Origin of the sequence: uncultured Stenotrophomonas sp. (assembly GCF_913778665.1) — a bacterium.
Classification (GTDB): Bacteria; Pseudomonadota; Gammaproteobacteria; order Xanthomonadales; family Xanthomonadaceae; genus Stenotrophomonas.
The window spans coordinates 1-14,384 of record NZ_CAJYVQ010000002.1 but is presented as its reverse complement, the minus strand read 5'-3'; the positions used below and the strand labels follow the sequence as shown (position 1 = coordinate 14,384).

Annotated in this window: 26 protein-coding genes and 1 pseudogene; all 27 read right to left on the bottom strand. The window is 62.4% G+C overall.

Annotated elements, in window-relative coordinates:
- Positions 1 to 191 precede the first annotated feature (191 nt).
- Positions 192 to 1,190: a DNA-directed RNA polymerase subunit alpha gene (gene rpoA / locus QZ853_RS00860; protein ID WP_004145453.1), complete on the bottom strand. Its 999-nt coding sequence runs from the start codon at positions 1,188 to 1,190 to the stop codon at positions 192 to 194.
- Positions 1,191 to 1,245: 55 nt separating this feature from the next.
- Complete coding sequence (gene rpsD, locus QZ853_RS00855) at positions 1,246 to 1,875, bottom strand: 30S ribosomal protein S4 (RefSeq protein ID WP_004145446.1); 630 nt, start codon at positions 1,873 to 1,875, stop codon at positions 1,246 to 1,248.
- Positions 1,876 to 1,890: 15 nt separating this feature from the next.
- Complete coding sequence (rpsK, locus tag QZ853_RS00850) at positions 1,891 to 2,280, bottom strand: 30S ribosomal protein S11 (RefSeq protein WP_004145443.1); 390 nt, start codon at positions 2,278 to 2,280, stop codon at positions 1,891 to 1,893.
- A gap of 11 nt (positions 2,281 to 2,291) precedes the next feature.
- Complete coding sequence (rpsM, locus tag QZ853_RS00845) at positions 2,292 to 2,648, bottom strand: 30S ribosomal protein S13 (RefSeq protein ID WP_004154500.1); 357 nt, start codon at positions 2,646 to 2,648, stop codon at positions 2,292 to 2,294.
- A 347-nt stretch (positions 2,649 to 2,995) separates the two neighbouring features.
- Complete coding sequence (gene secY / locus QZ853_RS00840) at positions 2,996 to 4,363, bottom strand: preprotein translocase subunit SecY (RefSeq protein WP_197583406.1); 1,368 nt, start codon at positions 4,361 to 4,363, stop codon at positions 2,996 to 2,998.
- 6 nt (positions 4,364 to 4,369) lie between these two features.
- Positions 4,370 to 4,813, bottom strand: coding sequence for a 50S ribosomal protein L15 (rplO, locus tag QZ853_RS00835; RefSeq protein ID WP_004154498.1), 444 nt, complete (start codon positions 4,811 to 4,813; stop codon positions 4,370 to 4,372).
- Between the two features lie 6 nt (positions 4,814 to 4,819).
- Positions 4,820 to 5,011, bottom strand: a complete 192-nt coding sequence (gene rpmD, locus QZ853_RS00830; protein WP_004145412.1) for a 50S ribosomal protein L30 — start codon at positions 5,009 to 5,011, stop codon at positions 4,820 to 4,822.
- Entirely contained in the window at positions 5,004 to 5,546 is a 543-nt protein-coding gene (rpsE, locus tag QZ853_RS00825) for a 30S ribosomal protein S5 (protein ID WP_053448882.1), read from the bottom strand. Before rpsE ends, rpmD begins: the two co-directional genes overlap by 8 nt.
- Before the next feature lie 161 nt (positions 5,547 to 5,707).
- The gene (gene rplR / locus QZ853_RS00820) at positions 5,708 to 6,067 is read right to left on the bottom strand and encodes a 50S ribosomal protein L18 (RefSeq protein WP_295571114.1); all 360 of its coding nucleotides are present in this window, start codon (positions 6,065 to 6,067) and stop codon (positions 5,708 to 5,710) included.
- Between the two features lie 80 nt (positions 6,068 to 6,147).
- The gene (rplF, locus tag QZ853_RS00815) at positions 6,148 to 6,672 is read right to left on the bottom strand and encodes a 50S ribosomal protein L6 (RefSeq protein ID WP_197583407.1); all 525 of its coding nucleotides are present in this window, start codon (positions 6,670 to 6,672) and stop codon (positions 6,148 to 6,150) included.
- 18 nt (positions 6,673 to 6,690) lie between these two features.
- Positions 6,691 to 7,089: a 30S ribosomal protein S8 gene (gene rpsH / locus QZ853_RS00810; protein WP_197583408.1), complete on the bottom strand. Its 399-nt coding sequence runs from the start codon at positions 7,087 to 7,089 to the stop codon at positions 6,691 to 6,693.
- Positions 7,090 to 7,343: 254 nt separating this feature from the next.
- Positions 7,344 to 7,649: a 30S ribosomal protein S14 gene (rpsN, locus tag QZ853_RS00805; RefSeq protein ID WP_107229957.1), complete on the bottom strand. Its 306-nt coding sequence runs from the start codon at positions 7,647 to 7,649 to the stop codon at positions 7,344 to 7,346.
- An 18-nt stretch (positions 7,650 to 7,667) separates the two neighbouring features.
- Positions 7,668 to 8,210, bottom strand: coding sequence for a 50S ribosomal protein L5 (gene rplE, locus QZ853_RS00800; protein ID WP_004145361.1), 543 nt, complete (start codon positions 8,208 to 8,210; stop codon positions 7,668 to 7,670).
- 11 nt (positions 8,211 to 8,221) lie between these two features.
- Entirely contained in the window at positions 8,222 to 8,539 is a 318-nt protein-coding gene (gene rplX / locus QZ853_RS00795) for a 50S ribosomal protein L24 (RefSeq protein WP_004154490.1), read from the bottom strand.
- 16 nt (positions 8,540 to 8,555) lie between these two features.
- On the bottom strand, positions 8,556 to 8,924 hold the full coding sequence (gene rplN, locus QZ853_RS00790) for a 50S ribosomal protein L14 (RefSeq protein ID WP_004145357.1): 369 nt from the start codon (positions 8,922 to 8,924) through the stop codon (positions 8,556 to 8,558).
- 12 nt (positions 8,925 to 8,936) lie between these two features.
- Positions 8,937 to 9,206, bottom strand: a complete 270-nt coding sequence (rpsQ, locus tag QZ853_RS00785) for a 30S ribosomal protein S17 (RefSeq protein WP_004145355.1) — start codon at positions 9,204 to 9,206, stop codon at positions 8,937 to 8,939.
- 11 nt (positions 9,207 to 9,217) lie between these two features.
- A complete protein-coding gene (gene rpmC / locus QZ853_RS00780) occupies positions 9,218 to 9,403 on the bottom strand; it encodes a 50S ribosomal protein L29 (protein WP_004154487.1) in 186 nt (61 codons plus the stop codon).
- The gene (gene rplP, locus QZ853_RS00775; RefSeq protein WP_053519743.1) at positions 9,403 to 9,816 is read right to left on the bottom strand and encodes a 50S ribosomal protein L16; all 414 of its coding nucleotides are present in this window, start codon (positions 9,814 to 9,816) and stop codon (positions 9,403 to 9,405) included. Before rplP ends, rpmC begins: the two co-directional genes overlap by 1 nt.
- Positions 9,817 to 9,821: 5 nt before the next feature.
- Positions 9,822 to 10,556: a 30S ribosomal protein S3 gene (rpsC, locus tag QZ853_RS00770; RefSeq protein WP_004145350.1), complete on the bottom strand. Its 735-nt coding sequence runs from the start codon at positions 10,554 to 10,556 to the stop codon at positions 9,822 to 9,824.
- 18 nt (positions 10,557 to 10,574) lie between these two features.
- Positions 10,575 to 10,910, bottom strand: coding sequence for a 50S ribosomal protein L22 (gene rplV, locus QZ853_RS00765; RefSeq protein WP_080375339.1), 336 nt, complete (start codon positions 10,908 to 10,910; stop codon positions 10,575 to 10,577).
- A 12-nt stretch (positions 10,911 to 10,922) separates the two neighbouring features.
- Positions 10,923 to 11,192, bottom strand: a complete 270-nt coding sequence (gene rpsS / locus QZ853_RS00760) for a 30S ribosomal protein S19 (RefSeq protein WP_005415413.1) — start codon at positions 11,190 to 11,192, stop codon at positions 10,923 to 10,925.
- A 6-nt stretch (positions 11,193 to 11,198) separates the two neighbouring features.
- Positions 11,199 to 12,026 (bottom strand): 50S ribosomal protein L2, encoded by an 828-nt coding sequence (gene rplB / locus QZ853_RS00755; protein ID WP_004145339.1) that lies wholly within the window; start codon positions 12,024 to 12,026, stop codon positions 11,199 to 11,201.
- Positions 12,027 to 12,036: 10 nt separating this feature from the next.
- Positions 12,037 to 12,336: a 50S ribosomal protein L23 gene (gene rplW, locus QZ853_RS00750; protein WP_004145338.1), complete on the bottom strand. Its 300-nt coding sequence runs from the start codon at positions 12,334 to 12,336 to the stop codon at positions 12,037 to 12,039.
- Positions 12,333 to 12,938: a 50S ribosomal protein L4 gene (gene rplD / locus QZ853_RS00745; protein ID WP_295569968.1), complete on the bottom strand. Its 606-nt coding sequence runs from the start codon at positions 12,936 to 12,938 to the stop codon at positions 12,333 to 12,335. The genes rplW and rplD overlap by 4 nt, the downstream gene beginning before the upstream one ends.
- 12 nt (positions 12,939 to 12,950) lie before the next feature.
- Positions 12,951 to 13,601, bottom strand: a complete 651-nt coding sequence (rplC, locus tag QZ853_RS00740) for a 50S ribosomal protein L3 (protein ID WP_295569965.1) — start codon at positions 13,599 to 13,601, stop codon at positions 12,951 to 12,953.
- 11 nt (positions 13,602 to 13,612) lie between these two features.
- Positions 13,613 to 13,924: a 30S ribosomal protein S10 gene (gene rpsJ / locus QZ853_RS00735; protein ID WP_010341589.1), complete on the bottom strand. Its 312-nt coding sequence runs from the start codon at positions 13,922 to 13,924 to the stop codon at positions 13,613 to 13,615.
- Between the two features lie 333 nt (positions 13,925 to 14,257).
- Positions 14,258 to 14,384 (bottom strand): annotated as a pseudogene (gene tuf, locus QZ853_RS00730) (elongation factor Tu); the annotation flags it as partial.

The window sequence follows — 14,384 nt, the reverse complement described above, 5'->3', positions numbered from 1 at the left end:
TGATATTCCTTGGTTAATGATGAGGCTGTGTGGATCGTTGTCGCCATCCTGGCGTTGCTGCGTGGACTGCGGATGGTCCTGGTCGTCCGTCCTGGACGCCCTGCCCGCGAACCTGACGTTCGTCGTGGCATGTTTGGTAAACCGGTTGAAGGCTCCACCGCGAACGGTGGAGCCTTCAGGTATTGCCGATATCAGCCCAGCATGCCGTGGCTGGCGACGCCGGCCGGCGGCCAGTTCTCCAGCTTCATGCCGAGCGACAGGCCGCGCTGAGCCAGCACTTCCTTGATCTCGGTGAGCGACTTCTTGCCCAGGTTCGGGGTCTTCAGCAGCTCCACTTCGGTCTTCTGGATCAGATCGCCGATGTAATAGATGCTTTCTGCCTTCAGGCAGTTGGCCGAACGCACGGTCAGCTCCAGATCGTCGATCGGGCGCAGCAGCACCGGATCCACGCCGTTGTTGGCCGGCTTGGCCGCACCGCGATCGCGGTGGGTGAAGTCACCGAACACCGACAGCTGGTCGCTGAGGATGTCGGCGGCGGTGCGCACGGCTTCCTCGGCATCGATGGTGCCGTTGGTCTCGATATCGATGACCAGCTTGTCCAGGTCGGTACGCTGTTCGACACGCGCCGCTTCCACGGCGTAGGCGACACGGCGGACCGGCGAGAACGAGGCATCCAGGACCAGACGGCCGATGGCACGGGTCTCTTCGTCCGGACGACGACGCGCGGCAGCCGGCTGGTAGCCGAAACCACGTTCGATCTTCAGACGCATGTTCACTGCCGTATCCTTGGTCAGGTGGCAGATCACATGGTCGCCGTTCAAGATTTCCACATTGTGGTCAACCTTGATGTCGGCAGCGGTGACAACGCCCGGGCCCTGCTTGGACAGGGACAGGGTGGCGCTGTCGCCGGAGTGCATACGGATGGCCACGTCCTTGAGGTTCAGCAGGACTTCGAGCACGTCCTCCTGCAGACCTTCGACTGTGGTGTACTCATGCAACACGCCGTCGATTTCGACTTCCGTGATGGCGAAGCCCGGGATGGACGACAGCAGCACGCGACGCAGGGCATTGCCCAGCGTATGCCCGTAACCCCGCTCCAAAGGTTCGATAACGACCTTTGCACGGGTGTCGGTAAGGCGTTCGATCTGCGGACCGCGAGGACGCAGAACCTGGTTGGCGGTAACCGTCATGTTGCGGGTTCTCCTAGTGAACCCCCGGCCGTCGCCGGGGGCTCTCCAATGTGAATTACTTCGAATACAGCTCGACGATCAGCGCTTCGTTGATGTCCGCAGGCAGATCCGAACGATCCGGAACAGCCTTGAAGATGCCGGTGAACTTGCCGGAATCCACTTCAACCCACGACGGGCTCAGGTCATGCTGGGCGGCGACGGTCAGGGCTTCCTGGACGCGCAGCTGCTTGGCAGCCTTTTCAGACAGAGCGATGGCGTCGCCAGCCTTGACCTGGTACGAAGCCAGGTTGACCGACTTGCCATTCACGGTGACGCCGCGGTGCGACACCAGCTGACGGGCAGCCGGACGGGTCACAGCGAAGCCCATGCGGTAGACGACGTTGTCCAGGCGGGTTTCCAGCAGCTGCAGCAGGTTCTCGCCGGTGTTGCCCTTCTTGGTCGAGGCCTTCTTGTAGTAGTTGCGGAACTGACGCTCCAGCAGGCCGTAGATACGCTTGACCTTCTGCTTTTCACGCAGCTGGGTGGCGTAGTCGGACAGCTTGCCCTTGCGGGCAGTGGCGCCGTGCTGGCCGGGCTTCTGCTCCAGCTTGCACTTGGAGTCCAGCGCACGCGCCGGGCTCTTCAGGGACAGGTCGGCGCCTTCGCGGCGGGCGAGCTTACAGGTAGGACCGATATAACGAGCCATTTCTTATCGCTCCCTTTAGACGCGACGCTTCTTCGGCGGACGGCACCCGTTGTGCGGGATAGGCGTCACGTCGATGATGTTGGTGATCTTGTAGCCGACGTTGTTCAACGAACGCACGGCCGACTCACGGCCCGGACCCGGGCCCTTGATGCGGACTTCCAGCGACTTCACGCCGTAGTCCAGCGCAGCACGACCGGCCTTTTCAGCAGCCACCTGGGCAGCGAACGGGGTCGACTTGCGCGAACCGCGGAAGCCAGCGCCACCGGAGGTCGCCCACGACAGAGCGTTGCCCTGGCGGTCGGTGATGGTGACGATGGTGTTGTTGAACGAAGCGTGGACGTGGGCAACGCCGTCAGTGACGACGCGCTTGATCTTCTTCTTGGTCTTAGCAGCGGGCTTAGCCATTTCTCAGTCCCTTACTTCTTGATCGCCTTGCGCGGACCCTTGCGGGTGCGGGCGTTGGTACGGGTGCGCTGGCCACGCAGCGGGAGGCCACGACGGTGACGCAGGCCGCGGTAGCAGCCCAGGTCCATCAGGCGCTTGATCGCGATGCCGATTTCACGGCGCAGATCGCCTTCCACGATGTACTTGCCGACTTCGGCGCGCAGGCGCTCGATTTCCGGCTCCGACAGATCGCGGATCTTGGTGGTCGAAGCAACGCCTGCGACTTCGCAGACCTTCTTCGAACGGGTACGGCCGATGCCGTAAATGCTTTGCAACCCGACCCAGACGTGCTTCTGGGCTGGCAGGTTGACGCCTGCAATACGCGCCATGACGCGGTTCTCCAGCTGAGTGATGGCCGACAGCGCGCCTCGGGCACGCCAATCCGGCAGGATGGATCAAAAAAGTGAACTAGCGATACTAACAAGGTTCCGGTTTACATGGAAGCCCGTGAAACCATTGGTTTCATGAACCCGGCCTGGGGAGTGTGCCCAGGCTCCGGCGCCGGATGGGGTTGGACCTGGGGCTTCCCCCGGGGCCGCCCGCGCTACTCCAGCGCGGGACCACCTCATCACACCCCCACCCGGAACCGCTGCGGGGGCCGCCCTTCGTTTGTGTGGCCGGAGTCCGCGAAGCGGAGGGACCATCACGTCAGGAAGACGAAAGTATAACAGGCCTGTCAGCCGCGAGCAAAACCGCCGCGGTTGCCACCCTTCAGGTTGGCCTTCTTCAGCAGGCTCTCGTACTGATGCGACATCAGGTGCGCCTGCACCTGGGCGATGAAGTCCATCACCACCACCACCACGATCAGCAGCGAGGTACCACCGAAGTAGAACGAGGCGTTCAACTGCGTGCGCATCAGTTCCGGCAGCAGGCAGACGATCACCAGGTAGGCCGAGCCAGCAGCGGTCAGGCGGGTCAGCACGCCGTCGATGTAGTCGGCGGTGGCCTTGCCCGGACGGATGCCCGGAATCAGCGCACCCGACTTCTTCAGGTTGTCGGCGGTTTCCTGCGAGTTGAACACCAGCGCGGTATAGAAGAACGCGAAACCGGTGATCAGCGCGGCGAACACGATCATGTGCAGCGGCTCGCCCGGACCCAGGGCATTGGCGACCTTCTGCAGGATCTGGCCCATGCTGCTCTGGTTGGCGGCCTGGCCGGACCACATCGCCAGGGTCGCTGGGAAGGCCAGCAGGCTGGAGGCGAAGATCGCCGGGATGACGCCGGCCATGTTGAGCTTCAGCGGCAGGAACGAGGTCTGGTTCATGTACGCGTTGCGACCGCCCTGGCGGCGCGCGTAGTTGACCGTGATCCGGCGCTGGCCACGCTCGACGAACACCACGAAGAAGGTGAAGGCGAGCACGACGATGGCGATCAGCAGCAGCTGGATGAACTGGATGTTGCCGTCGCGATAGGCGTCGAAGGTGTGGATGATCGCGCCCGGCAGGCCAGCCACGATACCGGCGAAGATGATCAGCGACACGCCATTGCCGATGCCGCGCTCGGTGACCTGCTCACCGACCCACATCAGGAACATGGTGCCGGCGGTCAGCGCGACCACGGCGGTGAGCACGAAGCCCATGCCCGGCGCATACACGACCGGAGCGCCCGACGGCGAGACCTGGCCCTGCAGGGCCAGCGCGATCGAACCGCCCTGCACCACTGCCAGCAGCACGGCGCCGATGCGCGAATACTGGGTGATCTTGCGGCGGCCGGACTCACCTTCCTTCTGCATCGCCTTCAGGGCGGGGAAGATGTGCACGGCCAGCTGCATCACAATCGATGCCGAGATGTACGGCATCACGTTCAGCGCGAAGATGCTGAAACGGTGCAGGGCGCCGCCCGAGAACATGTTGAACATGTCCACGATGCCGCCGCCCTGCTGTTGCATCATGGCAAGCATGGCATCGGGATTGACGCCCGGCACCGGCACATAGCAGCCGATGCGATAGACGATCAAAGCCCCGACGACGAACAGCAAACGTTGGCGAAGTTCAGTGAACTTGCCCATTCCGCCCGCGAGGTTACCGATGCCAGCTTGCGCCATGATTTATTACTCCGTCACGCTGCCGCCGGCAGCTTCGATTGCAGCCTTGGCACCAGCCGTGGCAGCAATACCCTTCAGGGTGAACGCCTTGGTCACTTCGCCCTTGACGACGACCTTGGCCTTCTTTGCAGTGCTCGGGACCAGCTTGGCAGCACGCAGGGCGGCGAAGTCGATCTCACCGGCCGGCAGCTTGTCCAGCGCGTACAGCAGCACTTCAGCGGTGTCCTTGGCGATCGGCGAGCGGAAGCCGATCTTCGGCAGACGACGCTGCATGGGGGTCTGGCCGCCTTCGAAGCCAGCCTTGATCTTGCCGCCACCCTTACGGGCGAACGAACCCTTGTGGCCGCGGCCGGCAGTCTTGCCCAGGCCCGAGCCGATACCGCGACCGACGCGGGTGCGCTCGGTGCGGGCGCCCGGTGCCGGGCTCAGTTCATTGAGACGCAGAGTCATGATCGATTACTCCTCAACCTTGACGAGGTAGTGAACGGTGTTGATCAGACCGCGAACCTGCGGGCTGTCCTTCAGTTCACGGACATCGTTGAGCTTGTTCAGGCCCAGGGCACGCACCGACAGGCGGTGACGCGACTGAGCACCACGCAGGCCGCGCACCAGGCGCACCTTCACAGTCTTGTTGGACTCATTAGCCATGGTTGAGTTCCTCCACCTTCTTGCCGCGCTTGGCCGCGATGCGAGCCGGCGACTGCGCAGCAGTCAGGCCCTTCACGGTGGCACGCACCAGGTTGATCGGGTTGCGCGAACCGGTGGCCTTGGCCAGCACGTTCTTCACGCCAACCGCTTCCAGCACGGCGCGCATGGCGCCGCCGGCGATGACGCCGGTACCTTCCGAAGCCGGCTGCATGAACACGCGGGCTGCACCGTGACCATCCTTGATGGTGTGCCACAGGGTGCCGTTGTTCAGGTCAACGCTGACCAGGTTCTTGCGGGCCTGCTCCATCGACTTCTGGATGGCGACCGGCACTTCGCGGGCCTTGCCATAACCGAAACCGACCTTGCCTTCGCCGTCGCCGACCACGGTCAGGGCGGTGAAGGTGAACTGGCGGCCACCCTTGACGGTCTTGCTGACGCGGTTGACCGCGACCAGCTTTTCGATCATGCCGTCGTCGACTTTCTCTTCGCGGTTACGGTCGCGATCGCGACCCCGCTGCTGACGCTCTTCTGCCATTTTGATTCCTTGGTAGTTTGGGTATGTACGGCTCGGGGCCGCTTATGGTTGTGGAGTGACGCGTCGTTCCGGTGGGCCACTGCAGAAGAGCGGCGCCGTCCAGCCTCACTCAGGCTGGCGAGCAGGCGGGCAGAGGACCGGAAGTCCCCTGCCCTTATCCCTTAGAACTGCAGGCCGGCTTCGCGGGCGGCTTCTGCCAGGGCCTTGATGCGGCCGTGGTAGCGGTAGCCCGAACGATCGAAGGCAACCTTCTCGACGCCGGCGGCCTTGGCGCGCTCAGCGACGATGCGGCCGACCTTGGCAGCGGCATCAGCGTTCTTGCCGTTCTTCAGGCCTTCCTTGACGTCGGCCTGGGTGGTGTTGGCAGCCGCCAGCACCTTGGAACCGTCGGCAGTGAAGACCTGGGCGTACAGGTGCTGACCGGTGCGCAGCACCGACAGGCGGGCAACGCCGAGCTCACGGATGTGGGCGCGGGTCGACTTGGCGCGACGCAGGCGGGCGATGTTCTTGTTCATTTTGATTGTTCCTTGAAAGCTGAAGGATGGGCTTTTCCCTGAGGAGTCCGCACAGGGAAGTGCGGGCTCTTGCGAGGGACTCGCACTTACGCCTTCTTGGCTTCCTTACGGATGATGACTTCGTCGGAGTACTTCACGCCCTTGCCCTTGTACGGTTCCGGCTTGCGGAACGCACGGATCTTGGCGGCGACTTCACCGACCACCTGCTTGTCCGCGCCCTGGACCAGGATCTCGGTCTGGGTCGGGGTGGTGATGGTGATGCCTTCCGGCGCCACGAACACGACCGGGTGCGAGAAGCCCAGCGACAGGCTCAGGTCCTTGCCCTGCATGGCAGCGCGGTAACCCACGCCGACCAGCTCCAGCTTGCGCTCGAAGCCTTCGGACACGCCCTTGACCATGTTGGCCAGGATCGCACGCACGGTACCGGTCAGTGCGACCAGTTCGGCGTTCTCGGTGCTCAGGGTGGCAACGCCGTTGTCGACGTTGATGGCAATACCGGCCGGCTTGGCCAGCGACAGGGTGCCCTTCGGGCCCTTGGCGGTGACGGTGTCCGACTGGACGTTCAGTTCAACCTTACCCAGGTCGATCGGCTTCTTGGCTACGCGGGACATAGTTCTACTCCTTTCGCCTTAGGCCACGAAGCACAGGACTTCGCCGCCGACGCCCAGCTGGCGCGCCTGCGCATCAGTCATGATGCCCTTGGAGGTGGAAATGATGGAGATACCCAGGCCGTTCATGACCTTCGGCAGCTCGCTCTTGCCGCGGTACTGGCGCAGGCCCGAACGCGAGAAGCGCTTCAGGGTCGCGATGACCGGCTTGCCTTCGAAATACTTCAGCACGATTTCCAGCTCGGACTTGTTGTTTTCCAGCTTGGTCACGCGCAGGTCGGTGATGTAACCCTCATCCTTCAGGACCTGGGCGATCGCAACCTTGATCTTGGACGACGGGGCTTTCACCGTCTGCTTGCCAACCGCGGCCGCATTCTTGATGCGGACCAGCAGGTCGGCGATGGGATCAGTCATGCTCATATGAGTACCTTTGAGTGCACCGATATCCGCTTTCGCGAAAATCTGTTGTCTCCTGGAAACGGGCCAGGCCCCTTCTTGCGGCAGGCCAGCGGCCCGCCCTGAAACCCGGTTTGCACAGGGCAAGACGCGGGAGTATACGCCAAAAGAGCCCGACTTGCGTCGGGCTCTTCGGGTTTTTTCGCAGAAGGGAGGCTGAACACCCCCCTCCCCGGTTCAGGAACCCCGGAGGGCTCCTGATCGCAGGGCCGCTGGGATTACCAGCTGGCCTTGCGCAGGCCCGGGACGTCGCCACGCATGGTGGCTTCACGCAGCTTGTTGCGGCCGAGGCCGAACTTGCTGTAAACGCCACGCGGACGGCCGGACAGCTCGCAGCGGTTGCGCTGGCGGCTCGGCGACGAATCGCGCGGCAGCTTGGCCAGCTTGGTAGCGGCTTCGATCTTCTCGTCGTAGCTCGCATCCACCGAGGACACGATCTTCTTCAGAGCCGCACGCTTGTCAGCGTACTTCTTGGCCAGCTTTTCCCGCTTGATGTCGCGGTTGACCATGGAGGTCTTTGCCATTTCGGTTTCCTCGACGGATCAGTTACGGAACGGGAACTTGAACGCCGCCAGCAGCGCCTTCGCTTCCGCATCGGTCTTCGCAGTGGTGGTGATGGCGATATCCATACCGCGGATCGCGTCGACAGCGTCGAAGTCGATTTCCGGGAAGATGATCTGTTCCTTCACACCCATGTTGAAGTTGCCGCGACCGTCGAAGGAGCGACCGGAAACACCACGGAAGTCGCGCACGCGCGGCAGCGAGATGTTGATCAGGCGGTCCAGGAACTCGTACATCTTGTGGCGACGCAGCGTGGTCTTGCAGCCGATCGGCCAACCATCGCGGATCTTGAACGACGCAACCGAAATACGCGACTTGGTGACAACCGGCTTCTGGCCGGAAATCTTGGTCATGTCGCCGACGGCGTTTTCCAGGATCTTCTTGTTGGTGGCCGCTTCGCCGACACCCATGTTCAGGGTGACCTTGACGAGCTTCGGCACTTCCATCGGATTGGTGTAGCCGAACTGCTTCATCAGCGCCGGCACCACTTCTTCCTTGTAGAACTTTTCGAGACGGGAAGTCATCTTCACATTCCTCAGGCGTCGAGCGCCTCACCGCTGGAGCGGAACACACGCAGTTTGCGTCCATCCTCCAGCACCTTGAAGCCAACGCGTTCGCCCTTGCCCGAAGCCGGGTTCAGCACATTCACGTTGGAGATATGGATCGAAGCTTCACGCTCGACCACGCCGCCGGCAACACCTGCCTGCGGGTTCGGCTTGGTGTGGCGCTTGACGATGTTCACGTTGGCGACGACCACACGGTCGCCGTCGACGCGGACGACTTCGCCCTGCTTGCCCTTGTCCTTGCCGGCGTTGACGACAACCTGGTCGCCCTTCTTGATACGGTTAGCCATGATTATCTCCTGTCGCTCACAGCACTTCGGGAGCGAGCGAGACGATCTTCATGAACTTCTCCGAACGAAGTTCACGGGTCACCGGCCCGAAGATACGGGTACCGATCGGCTCCTGCTTGCTGTTCAGCAGAACGGCAGCGTTGCCATCGAAGCGGATCAGCGAGCCGTCGGCGCGACGCACACCCTTGCGGGTACGCACCACGACGGCGTCATACACTTCACCCTTCTTGACCTTGCCGCGCGGAATCGCATCCTTCACGGTGACCTTGATGATGTCGCCGATACCGGCGTAACGGCGCTTGGAACCACCCAGCACCTTGAAGCACATCACCTGCTTGGCACCCGAATTGTCCGCGACGTCAAGGTAGCTCTGCATCTGGATCATGATTCAGACTCCTTATTCAGCCGCACGCGTGATGACTTCCACCACGCGCCAGTTCTTGGTCTTGGACATCGGAGCAATCTCGGTCACGCGGACGACATCGCCTTCCTTGCAGGCGTTGTCGGCATCGTGGGCGTGCAGCTTGGTCGAGCGCTTGATGTACTTGCCGTACAGCGCGTGCTTGACCTGACGCTCAACCAGGACGGTAACCGTCTTGTCCATCTTATTGCTGACGACACGGCCTTCGACCGTGCGCAGCGCCTTGTTTTCAGTATTGTCGCTCATAGCGGCCATCCTTACTTCGTGCTGCCGAGCAGGGTCTTGACGCGAGCAATCTCGCGACGGACCCGGCGGATGTCGTGGGTCTTCGGCAGCTGGCCGGTGACCTGCTGCATACGGACAGAGAACTGTTCCTTACGCAGGTCGATCAGGTGGGCCTTCAGTTCGTCAGCCGACTTTTCACGGAGAGTTTTGATATCCATCAGCGCACCGTACGGGTCACGAAAGTGGTGGTGACCGAGAGCTTGGCGGCGGCCAGGCGGAACGCCTCGCGAGCCACTTCCTCGGAAACACCCTCGATTTCATAGATCATGCGGCCGGGCTGGATCTGGGCCACCCAGTATTCCACGTTGCCCTTACCCGAACCCATTCGAACTTCGATGGGCTTCTTGGTGATGGGCTTGTCGGGGAACACGCGGATCCACATCTTGCCACCGCGCTTGACGTAGCGGCTGATCGAGCGGCGGGCCGCTTCGATCTGGCGCGCGGTCAGCTGACCGTGTGCGGTTGCCTTCAGGCCGTATTCGCCGAAGCTGACAGCGTTGGCGCTCCAGCTCAGGCCTTCGTTACGGCCCTTGTGTACCTTGCGGTACTTGGTTCGCTTGGGTTGCAACATTGTCGTTACCTCGCTTCACGGGCCGGGCGCTGACGGTCACCACGGTCGCCGCGATCGTGACGATCGTTGCGCGACGGGGTGTCGTCCTGCTTTTCCTGGCCAACCTGGGAGAAGTCGAAGACCTCGCCCTTGTAGATCCAGACCTTGATGCCGATGATGCCGTAGGTCGTCTTGGCTTCAGCGAAGCCATAGTCGATGTCGGCACGCAGGGTGTGCAGCGGCACACGGCCTTCACGGTACCACTCCGAACGGGCGATTTCTGCACCGTTGAGGCGGCCACCCACGTTGACCTTGATGCCCAGGGCACCCAGGCGCATCGCGTTGCCGACCGAGCGCTTCATCGCGCGGCGGAACATGATGCGACGCTCAAGCTGCTGAGCGATCGATTCGGCAACCAGCTGTGCGTCCAGCTCCGGCTTGCGCACTTCGGTGACGTTGATGTGCGCCGGGACGCCCATCATCTCGCTCACTTCCTTGCGCAGCTTCTCGATGTCCTCACCGCGCTTGCCGATCACCACGCCCGGACGGGCAGTGTGGATCGTCACGCGAGCGGTCTTGGCCGGACGCTCGATCAGGATCTTGCTGATGCCGGCCTGAGCCAGCTTCTTGCGCAGCATTTCACGAACTTTCAGGTCGGCTGCCAGGTAACCAGCGAACTCGGCCTTGTTGGCGTACCACTTGGAGTTCCAGTCCTTGGAAATACCGAGACGGATACCAATCGGATGAACTTTATGACCCATGGTCTTTTCCTTATCCGCTTACTTGCCGGCGCCCACAACCACAGTGATGTGGCTGGTGCGCTTGAGGATGCGGGTGCCGCGGCCTTTCGCCCGCGCCATGAAACGCTTCAGGGTCGGACCTTCATCAACCATGATGGTCTGAACCTTCAGCTCGTCGACGTCGGCGCCCTGGTTGTTCTCGGCGTTGGCAATTGCCGACTCCACCACCTTCTTGATCAGGTGGGCAGCCTTCTTGTCCGAGAACTTCAGCAGGTTGACCGCACGCTCGGCCGGCAGACCGCGCACCTGGTCAGCGACCAGACGAGCCTTCTGCGGGGAGATGCGCGCAGTGCGCAGGATGGCTTTCGCTTCCATTGTCATCTCTCCTTACTTGCCCGACTTCTTGTCACCACCGTGACCCTTGAAGGTCCGGGTGATGGCAAATTCGCCGAGCTTGTGGCCGACCATGTTCTCGTTGACGAGAACCGGGATGTGGTTCTTGCCGTTATGCACGGCAATGGTGATGCCTACCATGTCAGGCAGGATCATCGAACGGCGCGACCAGGTCTTGATCGGCTTCTTGCTGCCCGCAGCGGCCTCCACCTTCTTGACGAGGTGGTGATCGACGAACGGGCCCTTCTTGAGTGAACGTGCCATGGTCGATTAGCCCCTACGATCGCGGACGATGAACTGCTGAGTGCGCTTGTTATGGCGCGTCTTGTAACCCTTGGTCGGGACACCCCACGGGGTGACCGGGTGCGGGTTACCCTGGCCGGCCTTCGCCTCACCACCACCGTGCGGGTGGTCAACCGGGTTCATGGCAGCACCACGAACGGTCGGGCGGACGCCGCGCCAGCGCTTGGCACCGGCCTTGCCCAGCTTTTCCAGGCTGTGCTCGTCGTTGCCGACTTCGCCGATGGTGGCGCAGCACTCGACCGGAACCTTACGCATTTCACCCGAGCGCAGGCGCAGGGTGGCGTAGATGCCTTCACGGGCCACCAGCTGCACGGCCGCACCCGCGGCGCGAGCGATCTGAGCGCCCTTGCCGGGCTTCAGCTCGATGCAGTGGATGGTGGTACCGACCGGGATGTTGCGCAGCGGCAGGGTGTTGCCAGCCTTGATCGGGGCGTCCGAACCAGCGATCACCTGATCACCAGCCTTCAGGCCCTTCGGGGCAATGATGTAGCGACGCTCACCGTCGACGTAGCACAGCAGGGCGATGTGGGCGGTGCGGTTCGGATCGTATTCGATGCGTTCCACGCGCGCCGGGATGCCCAGCTTGTTGCGCTTGAAGTCGATGATGCGGTAGTGCTGCTTGGCACCACCACCGACGTGACGAACGGTGATGCGGCCGTGGTGGTTGCGACCACCCGAGCGGCTCTGCGACTCGACCAGTGCGGCGTGCGGAGCACCCTTGTGCAGGTCGGGCGTAACCACGCGCACGGCCGAACGGCGGCCGGGGGAAGTGGGCTTGAATTTCATCAATGGCATGGGATGTACCTCAGGCCTTGGCCGTTACATCGATCGACTGGCCGTCGGCCAGGCGAACGTACGCCTTGCGCCAATCGCCGCGGCGGCCAGCACGGTTACGGAAGGACTTGTTCTTGCCCTTGACGTTGACCACGTTGACGGCTTCGACCTTGACGTCGAACAGCTGCTCAACCGCGGCCTTTACATCGGCCTTGGTGGCTTCGTTCGAAACTTCGAAGACATACTGGTTGGAGAGTTCCTGCAGGCGCGCGGTCTTTTCGGAGACACGCGGGGCACGCAGCACGCTGAAGATTTTTTCGTTGCTGTTCATGCCAGCCACTCCTCGACCTTCTTGACCGCGTCAGCGGTGATGACGACCGTGTCGGCACCGACCAGCGAGACCGGATCCAGACCCTGCACGTCACGCACCTGCACGTACGGCAGATTGCGGGCGGACAGGTACAGGTGCTCGGAGGCTTCTTCAGTGACGATCAGCGGGCGCTTGCCCACTTCCAGGCCGGCCAGCTTGGCGATCAGACCCTTGGTGTTGGTCACTTCGACGTCGAAGTACTCCACGATGGTCAGACGGCCCTGGCGGTTCAGCTCGGACAGGATCGCGCACATGGCGGCACGGTACTGCTTACGATTGACCTTCTGCTCGAAGCTGCGCGGCTTGGCCGCGAAGGTGACACCACCGCCGACGAAGATCGGAGCCGTCAGTGCGCCATGACGCGCGCCGCCGCCCTTCTGCTTCTTCGACTTCTTGGTGGTACCAGCCACTTCAGAACGAGTCTTCTGTGCCTTGGTGCCGGCGCGACCGGCGTTGCGGTAAGCAACGACGACCTGGTGAACCAGATCTTCGCTGAAATCGCGACCGAACACGGCTTCGGAGACCGAGACCTTGTTGTTGCTACCCGTGATAACGAGTTCCATCGTCATCTCTCCTTATGCCTTGCTCGCCGGACGGACGATCACGTCGCCACCCGCCGCGCCCGGAACGGCGCCGCGAACCGCGATCAGACCGCGCTCGACGTCGACCTTGACCACTTCCAGGTTCTGGGTGCTCTGCTGCACCGCGCCCATGTGGCCCGACATCTTCTTGCCCGGGAAAACACGACCCGGGGTCTGGCGCTGACCCAGCGAACCCGGCGCGCGATGCGACAGCGAGTTACCGTGGGTTGCATCGCCCATACGGAAGTTGTGGCGCTTGATGGTGCCCTGGAAGCCCTTACCCTTGGTGACACCCTGGACGTCGACGATCTGGCCGACTTCGAAGATGTCCGCCTTGACTTCGCCGCCAACGGCGAAATCGCCGAGCTGCGCGTCTTCAACGCGGAATTCCCACAGGCCACGACCCGCTTCCACCTTCGCCTTGGCGAAGTGGCCGGCTTCCGGCTTGTTGACCAGGGCGGCACGACGTGCGCCAACGGTCACCTGCACGGCGCTGTAGCCGTCGGTTTCGACGGTCTTGATCTGCGCGATGCGGTTCGGGCTTGCTTCGATCAGGGTCACCGGGATGGAACGGCCATCTTCGGTGAACACGCGGCTCATGCCGGCCTTGCGGCCCACGAAGCCCAACGAATACTTCTTCGTCATGGTCGTAGTCCTCAGGTCAGCTTGATCTGAACGTCGACGCCGGCAGCCAGTTCGAGCTTCATCAGCGCGTCCACGGTCTTGTCATTCGGGTCAACGATATCGAGCACGCGCTTGTGCGTGCGGGTCTCGTACTGGTCGCGCGCGTCCTTGTCGACGTGCGGGGAGACGAGGATGGTGTAACGCTCGATCTTGGTCGGCAGCGGGATCGGGCCACGCACTTGCGCGCCGGTCCGCTTTGCCGTTTCAACGATCTCGCTGGCCGAACGGTCGATCAGACGATGATCGAACGCTTTCAGCCGGATCCGGATCTTTTGGTCCGCCATGGCGGTAGGTTCCTTCGTTAAAAGAGCGACAGACAAAGCCTCTGGGTTGCTTTGCCCCATGAAATTCCTGAATGCGGACGGCCCACACTCCTGCAGGCCGACAAGGTCAATCCGTAGACCTCAAAAACGTAGGCAGACCCGTTGCCAGGCCTGCCCAGACGAAGAAGCATAATGGCACACAAGGCAGCTGTCAACAGCTTCCTGTTGACGCCGCCTGAATGGCATTGACCCTTCCTGGTCCGGGGAACACAAGGCACATCCTGTGCCTGCTTTCCCATTTTGATACGCCCCGATGCCCTACCCAGGCAACATCGGGGCGCAGAGTCTAGCAGATTACTCGATGATCTTCGAGACCACGCCGGCGCCGACGGTACGGCCGCCTTCGCGGATGGCGAAGCGCAGGCCTTCGTCCATTGCCACCGGGTTGATCAGGGTGACGACCATCTTGACGTTGTCACCC

What these genes read in the sequence shown, in the direction of transcription:
- rplD (WP_295569968.1), bottom strand. Translation starts at nt 12,938, where the DNA reads ATGGAACTCGTTATCACGGGTAGCAACAACAAGGTCTCGGTCTCCGAA.
- rpsN (WP_107229957.1), bottom strand. Translation starts at nt 7,649, where the DNA reads ATGGCAAAGACCTCCATGGTCAACCGCGACATCAAGCGGGAAAAGCTG.
- rpmD (WP_004145412.1), bottom strand. Translation starts at nt 5,011, where the DNA reads ATGGCTAATGAGTCCAACAAGACTGTGAAGGTGCGCCTGGTGCGCGGC.
- rplE (WP_004145361.1), bottom strand. Translation starts at nt 8,210, where the DNA reads ATGACTTCCCGTCTCGAAAAGTTCTACAAGGAAGAAGTGGTGCCGGCG.
- rplB (WP_004145339.1), bottom strand. Translation starts at nt 12,026, where the DNA reads ATGCCATTGATGAAATTCAAGCCCACTTCCCCCGGCCGCCGTTCGGCC.
- rpsS (WP_005415413.1), bottom strand. Translation starts at nt 11,192, where the DNA reads ATGGCACGTTCACTCAAGAAGGGCCCGTTCGTCGATCACCACCTCGTC.
- rpmC (WP_004154487.1), bottom strand. Translation starts at nt 9,403, where the DNA reads ATGGATATCAAAACTCTCCGTGAAAAGTCGGCTGACGAACTGAAGGCC.
- rpsJ (WP_010341589.1), bottom strand. Translation starts at nt 13,924, where the DNA reads ATGGCGGACCAAAAGATCCGGATCCGGCTGAAAGCGTTCGATCATCGT.
- rpoA (WP_004145453.1), bottom strand. Translation starts at nt 1,190, where the DNA reads ATGACGGTTACCGCCAACCAGGTTCTGCGTCCTCGCGGTCCGCAGATC.
- rplO (WP_004154498.1), bottom strand. Translation starts at nt 4,813, where the DNA reads ATGACTCTGCGTCTCAATGAACTGAGCCCGGCACCGGGCGCCCGCACC.
- secY (WP_197583406.1), bottom strand. Translation starts at nt 4,363, where the DNA reads ATGGCGCAAGCTGGCATCGGTAACCTCGCGGGCGGAATGGGCAAGTTC.
- rpsM (WP_004154500.1), bottom strand. Translation starts at nt 2,648, where the DNA reads ATGGCGCGTATTGCAGGCGTCAACCTGCCAGCCCAGAAGCACGTCTGG.
- rpsQ (WP_004145355.1), bottom strand. Translation starts at nt 9,206, where the DNA reads ATGAGCGACAATACTGAAAACAAGGCGCTGCGCACGGTCGAAGGCCGT.
- rplC (WP_295569965.1), bottom strand. Translation starts at nt 13,601, where the DNA reads ATGACGAAGAAGTATTCGTTGGGCTTCGTGGGCCGCAAGGCCGGCATG.
- rpsK (WP_004145443.1), bottom strand. Translation starts at nt 2,280, where the DNA reads ATGGCTAAGCCCGCTGCTAAGACCAAGAAGAAGATCAAGCGCGTCGTC.
- rpsE (WP_053448882.1), bottom strand. Translation starts at nt 5,546, where the DNA reads ATGGCAGAAGAGCGTCAGCAGCGGGGTCGCGATCGCGACCGTAACCGC.
- rplV (WP_080375339.1), bottom strand. Translation starts at nt 10,910, where the DNA reads ATGGAAGCGAAAGCCATCCTGCGCACTGCGCGCATCTCCCCGCAGAAG.
- rpsD (WP_004145446.1), bottom strand. Translation starts at nt 1,875, where the DNA reads ATGGCTCGTTATATCGGTCCTACCTGTAAGCTCGCCCGCCGCGAAGGC.
- rplW (WP_004145338.1), bottom strand. Translation starts at nt 12,336, where the DNA reads ATGAACAGCAACGAAAAAATCTTCAGCGTGCTGCGTGCCCCGCGTGTC.
- rplX (WP_004154490.1), bottom strand. Translation starts at nt 8,539, where the DNA reads ATGGCTAACCGTATCAAGAAGGGCGACCAGGTTGTCGTCAACGCCGGC.
- rplF (WP_197583407.1), bottom strand. Translation starts at nt 6,672, where the DNA reads ATGTCCCGCGTAGCCAAGAAGCCGATCGACCTGGGTAAGGTTGAACTG.
- rplN (WP_004145357.1), bottom strand. Translation starts at nt 8,924, where the DNA reads ATGATCCAGATGCAGAGCTACCTTGACGTCGCGGACAATTCGGGTGCC.
- rpsC (WP_004145350.1), bottom strand. Translation starts at nt 10,556, where the DNA reads ATGGGTCATAAAGTTCATCCGATTGGTATCCGTCTCGGTATTTCCAAG.
- rplP (WP_053519743.1), bottom strand. Translation starts at nt 9,816, where the DNA reads ATGTTGCAACCCAAGCGAACCAAGTACCGCAAGGTACACAAGGGCCGT.
- rpsH (WP_197583408.1), bottom strand. Translation starts at nt 7,089, where the DNA reads ATGAGCATGACTGATCCCATCGCCGACCTGCTGGTCCGCATCAAGAAT.